Here is an 11,293-nt window from a genome sequence, read left to right on the forward strand (position 1 = left end):
CTTTGCATCTCGTTTCGCCCTCCCATTGATCAGAGGGCGCAGGGAAAGCCGGGTGCCGATCGCACCCATGGGTCCCGAGCAAATGGAAAGCTCGGGAGGTAGGACCACAGGTGAAACCGGAGCAATCCCGGCTTTCCCTGCGCGATGGTTTACGGCTTATACGTGCTCGCCCCGGCGAGACTGGGCTTTGTTGTCACCGTCTTCGCAAAGATGCTTCGCATCTTGCGAGGAGACACCTGCCACTAGGGCGTCAGGCCTGCACGACTTCACCGTCCGCCTCGTGCGCCGTCGTCAGTCGCGCAGTCAGCGTCCACCGCATCTCGACCCAGCACTCGTGACGATCGCGAAGCGCCCCTCAGGCGGGTGAGACGGGCTATTCATACACTGAATTGCACTTCTGGAAAACAGAAATATTTTGCGCGCGAGGGCTTGACAAGTTTCACCGGCGGCTGAGCGAACGCAGTTTCGTTCGGGCACCTCACTCAGCAGCCTTGGAGCGATGAGATGAAGCCAAGTGAGTGAATTCCTCAGGTTTGGGTTCAAAGCGTCCATAGCGCAGCGCCAGTGTCGGCAACACGATCAGGTTAAGCGCCATCGACGTTACGAGGCCGCCCAGGATGACGATTGCCATCGGTCCCTGAATTTCACGGCCGGGTTCGTTCATGCCGATCGCGAGCGGCAGGATGCCGAGCCCTGTCACGATCGACGTCATGAGGATAGGCGTAAGCCGATCGGCGGCGCCCGCGATCGCAGCCTCCAATCCCCATGCCCAGCCCTCGACTTCAACAAGATGTTCGTAATGCGCGATCATCAGGATCGAATTGCGAAGGCTGATGCCGAACAACGTGATGAAGCCGACCATGCCGCCCAGGGTCAAAACCCCACCGGTCGCGAAGACTGCCAGCACGCCGCCCACCAGCGCGAACGGCAGGTTCGCCAGCACCAGCAGCAGATTGCGCCAGTTTCGGGTGACGACCGACAGCAAGAGGACGATGCCGATCGTGGCGATCAGCGAGTTGACGATGAGATCGCGCTGCGACCGCGATTGCGCCTCCGCTGCGCCGGCGAACTGGAGGTACGCTCCGGAGGGAAGATGGATCTTCGAGGCAATCATCGCCTTCGCCGCGCGAACATAGGAAACCACATCGGTCCCTGTGACGTTGGCTGTCACGGTCTGAACGCGACGCGCTCCTTCGTGGACCACCTGGTAGCGTCCCGAACTCTGGTAAATGTCTGCGATCTGCCTGAGCGTGACATACACGCCACTCGGACTGCGCAATGGCAGATCGCCGACCTTGGCAATGTTGTCCCGGCTGGCAGCGTCCAGGATCGTCATGACGTCGAAGACCTGATTGCCCTCATAGGTCTGCCCGACGACGTCGCCCTGATAGGCGGTGCGGATCAATTCGAGCACCTCCACCGCGTCGAAGCCCCAACGCTCCAGATCGGGATTGCGAAGGCGGATCGTGAGCTGCGGCAGGCCTGGCGGCGACTGCACCTGAACATCGGTCGCGCCAGGAACCTCATTCAGTACCTGGGCGATTTCCTGTGCCTTGCGATCGAGGAGGTCGAGATCATTGCCGAAGATGTTGACCACAACGGCCGCGGTGTATCCCGAGAGCGTTTCCTCGATGCGCTCGGTCAAAAAAGTCATGACGGAGGCGCTTACGCCGACGAAGCCGGCGAGCGTTCGGCGAATGTCTGCTTCGGCCTTCTCGGTGTCGTCTCCCGACAACCCCGGCTTCAAAGCAACTTCCAGCTCGCTGTAGTGAGGCCCAAAGGTGTCCTCGGACTCTTCCGCCCGCCCTGCGCGCTGCGCAACCGACCGCACCTCCGGCAATTTCAGCAATGCATCGGCGATGCGCGCGCCAACTTGCAGCGAACCCTCGATGGATGTGCCCGGCACTGTCGCCAAGTGGACGACGAAGTGCCCCTCCTTCAACTCGGGAATGAGCCCGCGGCCGAAAAACGGCAGCGCAGCGCAGCCGGCAATCGTCAGCGCGGCAGCGGCCGTGATCAGCGTACGCGGCCATTCTGCAAGCTTCCGCAACAGGCCCTGGTAGCCAGCGCGCACCCAGCGGATCACGGGTGGATCGCTGGCGGGAATCCGGCCCGGCAGGAGCGCCATCGACAAGGCGGGTGTGACGGTCAGTGCGACGACAAGCGAGGCCATGACGGCGGTAGCGTAGGCGAGCCCGAGCGGAGCAAACAGGCGTCCAACCGCTCCGGACAATGTCATCACCGGCAGAACCACCAGGATGACGGCGAAGGTTGCATAGACGACGGCGCCGCGAACCTCGAGCGTTGCATCGAGGACCACCTGAGCGAACGGCCGCGGCTCGGGCAGCCTTCTGTTCTCGCGCAGGCGCCGCACGATGTTCTCGACGTCGATCACCGCATCATCCACGACAACGCCGATCGCGATGGCCAGCCCGCCAAGGGTCATCGTGTCGAGCGAGGCGCCCATGCGCTCGAGGATCAGCGTGGCGGCAAAGAGCGAAAGCGGGATCGCGGCGCAGGAGATCGCGGCTGTCCGCATGTCGAACAGAAAGAGGAACAGGACGACGATCACCAGAATGCCGCCCAGAACCAGCGAGTCCCGGACATTGCTGGTTGCCACATTGATGAAATTTGCCGGTCGGAAAAGATCGCCGTGGAGCGTGATGCCATCCGCCGCAAGACCCGGCCGCAGCTCTTCCAGCGCCGCTTCGACGTCCTGCGTGACCTTGAGCGTGTCGGCGGAATATTGCTCCGCCAGATTGAGAATGACGCCGGGCTTTCCTCCAATCTCGGCACCGCCGATGGGTGGGACGGGCGCGTCAACGACATCGGCCACGTTGCCCAATGTGACACTCGCGGCCCCCCGGCTCAGCAGCACGGTTCGCGCGATGGCATCTGGCTTGAGCGATTGTCCCTCGGTCTGAAAGACAATCCGCTGGTTTCTTGTGTCGATGAAGCCCGAGCCGCGCACGCCGGTCGACCGGCGCGCTGCGGTCAGCACGTCATTGAGCGTCAGGCCGTATCGGATCAATTCGTCAGGGTGGACCTGGATCTGGATCGAGCGCTTGTCGCCCCCGAACACCGTGACGCTGGCCACCCCGGGAACGGCGAGCAGGCGCAAGCGAACTGTCCAGTCCGCGACCGTGCGCAGCTCCATCAATGAGCGCGTCTCGGACGTCAAGCCAACCACCAGCATTCGGCTGGTCGAAGACGTGAGCGGTGTCATGACGGGCGCCTGCACCCCCTGCGGAAGCTGCTGCGCGGCAGCCGCCAAACGTTCGGCAACAACTTGCCGGTCGCGATAAATGTCGCTCGACGAATTGAAAAAGACCGTCACGACGGATAGCCCCTGGATCGACGTGGAGCGCAGGGTCCGGACGCCAGGGACGCCACTGATGGCGTTCTCGATCGGACGTGTGACGAGGACCTCGACCTGCTCGGGCGTCAGCCCGACGGCTTCGGTCTGAATACTGACCTGGGGCGGCGCAAATTCGGGGAAGACATCGTACTTGGCGCGGCCGAGCCCATAGACCCCGTAGGCGACGAGAACGCAAGCGAGCGCGACGACAATGCCGCGGAATCGGATCGCCCAAGCGAGGATCGCGGCCTGTGGACCAGAACGCGAGGCGGCGCTCACTGCGAATCCTCGCCAACCTGGATTTGTGCGCGGAACTCCTCGGACAGCAGCAACTGCGCACCTTGGGTGACGATCTCCGCGTCCTTCGCCACGTTGTTTGCGATGTAGCCGCCGTCAGGTGCTGGCGCGTCGGTTGCGATTGCCAGGCGTGTGAAACTCGACGGGTCTGTGCGCCGATAGATCCAGGCCCGACCCTGCCACCAGACGACAGCGGAGGGCGGCACTGCGACGCCCTCGATCGATTTGCCGGTGGGCAGGAAGGCGAGCACATTCATCCCGGGCAGAACGCCACTTGCCGCCGCCACGGTGTAGAAGAAGCTGACGCCCTGAATCCTTGGGTCGATGCGCGTTGCTGGCGATACGAAGGCGATCTGTTGTCGAGTGTCGCCGACCTTTATCGAAGCCGTGGCAGGTGGTGCCGGGAGCACCACGCCGGGGGGCAAGGTGATTTGCAACAGGAAACTCTGCCGCTCGATCAGCGCCTTGATCATCGGCGACTCCTCGATCAGCGATTTGCCGAGAACGGCGCCCCACTCCTGGTAGGCCGTTGCGCTGAGCGTGCGTACCTGAGCTTCGGCTGCGACCAGACTGGCCTGATCCGTACCGAAAGCCGCCTCGGCGGCCTGCACCTGGGCCTGCGAGACGACGTGAGTCTCGTTGAAAAGCTTTTGCGCGCGGTCGTATGCCGGTTTCGACATCGCAAGCTTCGCCTGTGCGGTCTGCACCTGCGCCTTGGCATTGGCGTAGCTGTTGCTCAGCTCAGTCAGTCGCGCGACATCGAGAACCATTCCGTAGGCGCGAAGCTGCTCTGGATGGGGAGCCGAAGACAGAACACGTGTCTCGATGCCGCTGCGTTGTTGCGTTTCGGCGTCGAGCCTGATCACTCGTTCGCCGTTCTTATCGGAGACTCGAACCGGGACCTTGATAGCCCCTTCCTGCTGCTCCTCGACTGCGGCCTTCTCCCGTCCCGCAACGAGTCCCCAACCCAACAGAGCACCGCAAGCGACGACGGCCGCCGCAACCAGCAGTCTCACCGACCACGATACTGCCGATTCCTTCCCGCTCATGTAGCGTCCCCGACCAAGCTCGTCCCGGATTCACGGTCAAGTCTCGAGTGTCTGACTGATGCGTGGTTGGCGCGCTTTGGCATCATTATAGCCGAAAACTTCGCTTTCCTCGGGCGCGTTCCAGTTGATTTGTAACCACCGTAACATCATATTGTTGCCATGTCACAATCAAATTGGCTGCTTCTCACCTACAAAGTCCCGCCCGAACCCGGCGCCAGGCGGGTCGCATTATGGCGTCGCGTGAAAGCAATGGGCGCGGTCTATCTTCAGAACGGTGTTTGCCTGCTTCCGAAAACGGATGCGCACATCAGGCAGCTGAAGATGATCGAGAACGAGGTCGCCGAGATGGATGGTGAAGCCGTCATCCTGGAGACGGTGGCGCTCGACAAAAGTCAGGAGGACAAGGTCGTCGACCGCTTCAAGGCGGACCGCGATGAGCAATATCGCGAATTCCTCGGGCGCTGCGCCGATTTCGAGAAGGAGATCGCGAAGGAATTCTCGATCAACAAGTTCACCTACGCGGAGCTCGAGGAGGAAGATACCGATCTCAAGAAGCTTCAGGGATGGCTGGAGAAAATCAAGAAGCTCGACTTCTACGGCGCAACGCTTGCCGCCGAGGCAGAGCAGAAACTCAAAGCCTGTGAAGCGCTGCTTGAGAGCTATGCGCAACGGGTATTCGAGGCCCAGGATGAAAATCGCGTCGAAAACCGCATCAAGGATTGACCCCCTTCGTTCGGCTAGACGCCGGTCGCTGCAGGCCGTTTCACGTGCGCTTGATCACCAACGTCCCGGATAGCCCATTTGGGACATGAACCTTGGCGCGGGGTATGTAGACGTATGCTTACCAGGATTTTGCATCACCCTTCCTGGGGCTAGGCAGTGTGGACACTTATCGCATCCATAGGACGATGGCAGCGAGAGTGACGACGGCTCGGTAATTTCGGGCGGTTTTTTCGAAGCGGGTAGCGACGCGACGGAACTGCTTGAGTTTGGAGAAGCAGCATTCCACGAGATGGCGCTGGGCATAGAGATGCTTGTCGAGCGGATATTTGAGCGCGCGTGACGGGTTGTTGGGGATGACGGCGAGCGCGTTTTTGGCGGCGATGTGTTTGCGCAAATGATCGGCGTCATAGGCCGTGTCGGCGATGACGACCTCGGCAGGCAGTCCCTCGATTAACGCAGCGGCTTGCGGTGCATCGCCCTTCTGGCCTGCGGTGAGCGTGAACCGGACAGGACATCCCAAGCCGCGAACGGCCATATGGATCTTCGTGCTCAGGCCGCCGCGCGAGCGGCCAAGCGCCTGATCTTCAGGCCCCCTTTTTTCGCGCCGGCGGCGTGCTGATGCGCCCGGACGATGGTGGAATCGACGATCAGGTATTCGAAGTCCGGATCATCGGACATCGCCTCGAAGATCCGCCACCAAACACCCTTGGCGCTCCATCGGCTGAAGCGCCGGAACACACTGTTCCAGTCCCCGAACACCTCCGGAAGATCACGCCAGGGAGAGCCCGTGCGCACGATCCAAAGCACACCTTCCACGAACATCCGGTTGTCTCGCCCGGTCGAGCCCTTCTGGTCGGGCCGGCCGATGATCAGCGGCGCCATGCGCTCCCAGGCCGCGTCGCTCAATACCAAACGATCCATCACACCCAAGACTGCCTCCCCAAAAGCAGACTTGAATCTGATTTGCTCTCAAAAGGGAATCCTTAGAGTCCACACTGCCTAGAGCCAGCGCCGCTCGCGCGTATTTCAAGCGGGCGGCGTTGTGTTGTTTGGCGCACACGTGTTCGCCGCACACAAAGGCCCCGACGCAGGGGCTGATGCGCCAGGGCCCTCTCCAGATGGCAGTACGGACCGGTAACGCACGCTGTCCCAATTTGTTCCTGCGACCGCCATGCGTTGGCGATCGAGTCTCACGCCTTCATTTGCAGAGATGCATTTGGCCGTCGTCACCCTTGAAGAAGATGTCCCGCTGACATGAGACGCCCTTGCGGCCGGCGTTGTCGTCGGATTTGCGCGGGTTGTCTTTGCTGGAAGCGTGTCCAGCACCTTTCGGCGGTGTGGCAGTATCTGCGCCAACGGTGCCGGTTGGGCTGCGACCGTGACCGGTCGCTGCATCGCGTGCAATTGCATGGCCCGCAAGCACGCAGGAAAGAACGGAGCAGGCGAGGACAAGGCGTGTGAGTTTCATGCGAACCTCCTCATGGCCCCTATTGCGGGAAGTAGGAGCCAATGGAGCGGGATCAAGCATTTTGCCTGCCGACACGCGATCAGGGATGCCCTGCAGCAGGACCGTGACGTGGCCCCAAAAAAAGGGCGCCTTGGGGGCCCGCCCACAGCTAACGTCGATTGGCGGAAAACTCCGTCGGGCAATTTGGGCACGACAAGTCGGCCTTATCCAGCACCCGCCAAATCAGAAAGCCTCCGAGCAGCAGGGCGGTGACGACCAGCTTGGCCAATGTCTCGTTGCTCAGCAAATGCGCCCCCTGGCCTTATGAGACACCAAGTATTCGATGGCGGACGGCGAGGACAAGGGGCCGTCGGCCCTCGAGGGGAATCCGATCGAACATCGCGGCCGAGCGCACGCTCCACTTTTCCCGCAATCCCGATCACGTCCGGCTCGTCAAATCCAGGAAGGTCACGGGCGTGCCGCGCTTGACGCCCGCAGCCAACGCATGCGCATCCCAATTGGTCAATCGCACGCAGCCATGTGAGGCTGCTTTGCTGATCCTGCCGGGATCGGCAGTGCCGTGAATGCCATAGCCCTCCGCCGAGAGGTTGATCCACATCGAGCCGACCGGATTGTTCGGACCGGGCCTGATGGTGAAGGGCTTCTTCGATTTGACGCCCTTGAAGTGGTATTTGGGATTGTAGCGATAGGTCGGATTCTTGTCGATCGCCGTCACTTTCAGCGTTCCGCTGGGCGTCGGTTTCTCCGAACTGCCGACCGTCGCGGGATAGAACGCGAGCAGTTTCCCCGTTGCGTCGAACGCCTGGACCGTCTGCCGCGCCTTGTCCACCTCGACGCGTGCAACCGGCACCGAATTTCCGGTTTGCAGGACGTTCGCAACCGCAATCGTTTCGCCGGCCCTGTCGAATTTCTTCCCGGGATTGATCGCCTGAAGCAACTCTTCGCTCATGTGGAATTTCTCGGCGAGTGCTTCGCGTGGACTGGTGTAGTTCAGCGCCGGCAAGTTCTTCATGCTCTCCATCTTTGCAGGCAGCTTCTTGAGGAACGGTCCCTTCACGTCGGCCCCGGCGATCTCGTAGTTGACGATCATGGCACCGTCGCTGGCGGCGGCAAGCTTGTCCCAGAGATCCGTCGTGACGGCCTTGTCGAACGACAATCCATTCGCCTCGGCAAACGCGACAAGCGCCTTCTGTGCATTCTCGCCAAGCTTGCCGTCGATCTCGCCAGGGGAAAAATGCGCGCGATCGAGCAGGATCTCGAGCTTGGCAATGGAGGCGCTGAGCTGGTTATGGCCCGGCATTTTTGCCGGCGCCGCCGCGTCATTGATGGAGGCGGCATCGAGCCGTGCTGCAATCGCCGGCTCGGCCGACACAAGCAGAAGGACAATGGCAAGCGATCGGAACATCGTGCATCCGATGCGTGGATCATTCGGTAAAGTTACGGGGAGCTTCGAAGTTCCATCGCAAACACCGGCGACGTTCCGAGATGGAACAGGGAAGATCGCAGCTTCGCCGCAATCGACCCGTTAAAAAGTCGTTATCGGAAGCGCATTTCTGCGCGCAACTCACACCACAATTCAACTCACAGCACGATTCAGGTCCTCCGAAGCAAATGCGATTCATCGTCGCGGTGCTTGCCGCGTTTCTCGCCTTGATGGTCGATGTCGATCGTTCGCCAAGCCCAGTTCCAAACGATACCCCAACAACCCAAGCGTCGCCTGTTTCGGAGGACTCCGTATCCGACGCCGTTCCCTTCGCCGCCCGCTTCATCGAAAGCGCGGTTGCCAGCGAACAGCCGAGTTGGATGGTCGAGAGTGCGACGGTCGAGGGTGAAACGCCTGCGCCTGCAGGCCAGCCGGGCAATACCGCAGCCGAGCCGCAGGCATCCGCGATCGATGCGTTTTGCCGTACCCTGCGGGATGCCGCCGAGGCGAGCAAAATACCCGTCGCGTTTTTTGCGCGCCTGATCTGGCAGGAGAGCCGCTTCCGCCTGAACGAAGTGAGCCGTGCGGGTGCGCAGGGCGTTGCGCAGTTCATGCCGGAGACGGCTGCGGAAGTCGGCCTCGATGATCCCTTCGATCCGCTCAAGGCGCTGCCCGCCTCCGCAAAACTGTTGCGCAAGCTGCGCGACGATTTCGGCAATCTCGGACTTGCGGCTGCTGCCTACAACGCCGGCCCCGGCCGTATCCAGAAGTGGCTCTCCAGGCAGGGCGAACTGCCGCGTGAGACCCGCGACTATGTCCGGATCATCACCGGAACCAGGGCGGAGGACTGGATCGAGGACGCCGACCGGCTCGCGATCCGCATCGATCTGCCGCGCGAAGCACCCTGCGAAGGGATCGGCGGCTTGTCGAAGTCGAAGGATGTCGCCTTCGTCTCGGCGTTGGCCGCGCCCGGTGTGACCATGATCATCCGCAAGGCCGAGGCCGCAGAGCAGGCGGCAAGGGCCGCGGCCGGCCGCGTGCGCAAGCGGCTCGCGATCCTGCTCAAGAAGACCACACCGGGGGCTGCCCGGCTCGGCAAGGTGCGCCACGTCGTCGCGCACGCCAAGACAAGGTCCGCGAAAGGCCCTGCCATTCGCCTGGCCTCGCGCGAGCGTTCATCGAGCTGACGTACCGATGAGGGGGTGGCGTTGGGGTTGATCGCAATGCGGAAGCTTGCGGCCTCCGCTGCGGTCGAATATCCCGCCGCTTATCTCCGCCGTCGTTTCCTCGGAAACAGGCGGTCACGGATATAGCGCGAGGTCGGCGTCAGGCGGACTCCCCGGGGCTTCTGCCAGACCGCGCGGTCGATCTCCTTCTTGTCGCCGATCGCCAGCCTGCCCTTGGCGTTCTTGGCAATGAAGATCGCGTCGCTCATCTTGCGGCCGGAGCGCTTATTCCTTGCCTTCACTTCCCTCCAGAGGCTGAGCCTGCCGAGCTTGAGCTTTGGCAATTCCTCCTTGATCTCGCGCCGGAGACAATCCTTTCCCGACTCGCGAGCGCGCCTGCGCCCGCCGGGGAACATCCACAGACCGTCGGATCGGCGTCGTACCAGAAGAACCTTGCCGCGCTTCGCGGCCACCAGCTTGGATGACTTGGCCATTGCTGCAGTAAATCTAAATGGAATCGATGACACTTTAGCTTGTCTACTCGGGTAGACAAGTTCGGCGGTGCATCGTTCCACTACCGGTTGACGAGCGCGGACGCTACCGGAACTTTACGGGTTCGCTCGCGAACTGAGCAGCGCCGCGCAGTGCCGCGCGATGCTGCTCTCCTCGCTGGTGGGGACGATAAGCACGTCGACCCCGCTGTCTGCCGCCGCGATGCGTGGCTGCGCCTTGGCATTGGCTGCGGCATCGAGGCGAACGCCGAGCCAGGCGAGGCGTTCGCAGACCTGCTGCCTGATCTCGGCGGCATGCTCGCCGATGCCGCCGGTGAACACCAGGCCGTCGAGACCGGCGAGCGTGTTCGCCATCACGGCGACCTCGGCGGCGACGCGGAAAGTGAAGAGGTCGACGGCTTCACGCGCGGCAGCCTCCCGACTTGCCAGCAGCGCGCGCATGTCGGCCGACACGCCGGATATGCCGAGCAGGCCGGACTTTTCGTATAGCAAATGCTGCACCTCGTCGGCCGACATCTTCTCTTCCTGCAGCAGATACAGCAGCACGCCCGGATCGATCGTGCCGCAGCGCGTGCCCATCACGAGACCGTCGAGCGGGGTCAAGCCCATGGTGGTGTCGACGCTCTTGCCCCGATGCAGGGCGCACAGGCTCGCGCCGTTGCCGAGATGCGCCACCACGACGCGCTTGCCGGCCCATTGCGGCGCGATCGCGGCCAGGCGGCCCGCGACATATTCGAAGGAGAGGCCGTGAAAGCCGTAGCGGCGGATGCCGCGCGCTTCCAAATTCCGCGGGATGGCAAAGCGGCTCGCCGGCGGCGTCAGGCCGTGATGGAAGGCCGTGTCGAAGCAGGCGATTTGCGTCAGCTCCGGCTGCAGCGATTGCACCGCGCGAACCGGCGCGAGGCAGCGCGGCTGGTGCAGCGGCGCAAGCGGTGTCAGCGCATCCAGCGCGGCGAGAGTTTGCTCAGTGATGACGACGGGGCCGGAAAAGTCGCGCCCGCCATGGACGATGCGATGGCCCACCGCGGCGAGCCTGCCGTTCGCAAGATAGTCCTCGATCCAGGCCAGTATGTCGGCGAACAGGCCGTTGTCCTTCGCCGCGCCGCTCGCGCGGCGCTTCTCGAACAACTGATGGCCCGACGCATCGCTCACCACGACGCGCGGGACCTGCTCCTGCTCGTCGAGCAGGCCCTTGCATTTGAGCTCCGGCTCGACCGGCGCGATGTCGAACAGGCCGAACTTGACGCTGGAGGAGCCGGCATTGAGCACCAGGACGCTGTCGGACATCGGCGGCCTC

9 protein-coding genes are annotated in these 11,293 nt (G+C 62.5%); 2 read left to right on the plus strand and 7 right to left on the minus strand.

Annotation, left to right across the window (positions count from 1 at the left end):
• Positions 1–478: 478 nt before the first annotated feature.
• Positions 479–3,637, minus strand: coding sequence for an efflux RND transporter permease subunit (locus MTX23_RS13095; protein WP_280977066.1), 3,159 nt, complete (start codon positions 3,635–3,637; stop codon positions 479–481).
• The gene (locus tag MTX23_RS13100; protein ID WP_280977068.1) at positions 3,634–4,704 is read right to left on the minus strand and encodes an efflux RND transporter periplasmic adaptor subunit; all 1,071 of its coding nucleotides are present in this window, start codon (positions 4,702–4,704) and stop codon (positions 3,634–3,636) included. Before MTX23_RS13100 ends, MTX23_RS13095 begins: the two co-directional genes overlap by 4 nt.
• A gap of 159 nt (positions 4,705–4,863) precedes the next feature.
• Here MTX23_RS13100 and MTX23_RS13105 point away from each other — a divergent pair, with 159 nt between their 5' ends.
• Complete coding sequence (locus MTX23_RS13105; protein ID WP_280977070.1) at positions 4,864–5,427, plus strand: Chromate resistance protein ChrB; 564 nt, start codon at positions 4,864–4,866, stop codon at positions 5,425–5,427.
• A gap of 166 nt (positions 5,428–5,593) precedes the next feature.
• Here the strand turns inward: MTX23_RS13105 and MTX23_RS13110 are convergent.
• The 3 genes from MTX23_RS13110 to MTX23_RS13120 all read right to left on the minus strand — a co-directional run bounded on the left by MTX23_RS13110 (position 5,594) and on the right by MTX23_RS13120 (position 8,300).
• Positions 5,594–6,357 (minus strand): IS5 family transposase gene (locus tag MTX23_RS13110; RefSeq protein ID WP_280972717.1). Its coding sequence is split into 2 segments (ribosomal slippage): positions 5,594–6,013 and positions 6,016–6,357, totalling 762 coding nucleotides; the frame shifts between segments, so codons are not numbered across the junction.
• A 268-nt stretch (positions 6,358–6,625) separates the two neighbouring features.
• Positions 6,626–6,895 carry a hypothetical protein gene (locus MTX23_RS13115; RefSeq protein WP_280977072.1) on the minus strand — a complete coding sequence of 90 codons (270 nt, stop codon included), beginning with the start codon at positions 6,893–6,895 and terminating at the stop codon, positions 6,626–6,628.
• A gap of 418 nt (positions 6,896–7,313) precedes the next feature.
• A complete protein-coding gene (locus MTX23_RS13120; protein WP_280977074.1) occupies positions 7,314–8,300 on the minus strand; it encodes a L,D-transpeptidase family protein in 987 nt (328 codons plus the stop codon).
• Positions 8,301–8,506: 206 nt separating this feature from the next.
• Here MTX23_RS13120 and MTX23_RS13125 point away from each other — a divergent pair, with 206 nt between their 5' ends.
• Complete coding sequence (locus MTX23_RS13125; RefSeq protein WP_280977075.1) at positions 8,507–9,505, plus strand: lytic transglycosylase domain-containing protein; 999 nt, start codon at positions 8,507–8,509, stop codon at positions 9,503–9,505.
• A gap of 80 nt (positions 9,506–9,585) precedes the next feature.
• Here the strand turns inward: MTX23_RS13125 and MTX23_RS13130 are convergent, their stop codons facing one another.
• Together MTX23_RS13130 and MTX23_RS13135 are read right to left on the minus strand one after the other, a co-directional pair.
• Positions 9,586–9,978: an NUDIX hydrolase gene (locus tag MTX23_RS13130; protein ID WP_280977077.1), complete on the minus strand. Its 393-nt coding sequence runs from the start codon at positions 9,976–9,978 to the stop codon at positions 9,586–9,588.
• Between the two features lie 114 nt (positions 9,979–10,092).
• The gene (locus MTX23_RS13135; protein WP_280977079.1) at positions 10,093–11,283 is read right to left on the minus strand and encodes an acetate/propionate family kinase; all 1,191 of its coding nucleotides are present in this window, start codon (positions 11,281–11,283) and stop codon (positions 10,093–10,095) included.
• Between the last annotated feature and the right edge of the window lie 10 nt (positions 11,284–11,293).

The sequence above is a fragment of the Bradyrhizobium sp. ISRA436 genome, from assembly GCF_029910015.1.
Taxonomy (GTDB): Bacteria; Pseudomonadota; Alphaproteobacteria; order Rhizobiales; family Xanthobacteraceae; genus Bradyrhizobium.

Excerpts from the sequence above, each read along its gene's own strand:
- MTX23_RS13100 (WP_280977068.1), bottom strand. The coding sequence starts at position 4,704 with ATGAGCGGGAAGGAATCGGCAGTATCGTGGTCGGTGAGACTGCTGGTT.
- MTX23_RS13105 (WP_280977070.1), top strand. The coding sequence starts at position 4,864 with ATGTCACAATCAAATTGGCTGCTTCTCACCTACAAAGTCCCGCCCGAA.
- MTX23_RS13115 (WP_280977072.1), bottom strand. The coding sequence starts at position 6,895 with ATGAAACTCACACGCCTTGTCCTCGCCTGCTCCGTTCTTTCCTGCGTG.
- MTX23_RS13120 (WP_280977074.1), bottom strand. The coding sequence starts at position 8,300 with ATGTTCCGATCGCTTGCCATTGTCCTTCTGCTTGTGTCGGCCGAGCCG.
- MTX23_RS13125 (WP_280977075.1), top strand. The coding sequence starts at position 8,507 with ATGCGATTCATCGTCGCGGTGCTTGCCGCGTTTCTCGCCTTGATGGTC.
- MTX23_RS13130 (WP_280977077.1), bottom strand. The coding sequence starts at position 9,978 with ATGGCCAAGTCATCCAAGCTGGTGGCCGCGAAGCGCGGCAAGGTTCTT.
- MTX23_RS13135 (WP_280977079.1), bottom strand. The coding sequence starts at position 11,283 with ATGTCCGACAGCGTCCTGGTGCTCAATGCCGGCTCCTCCAGCGTCAAG.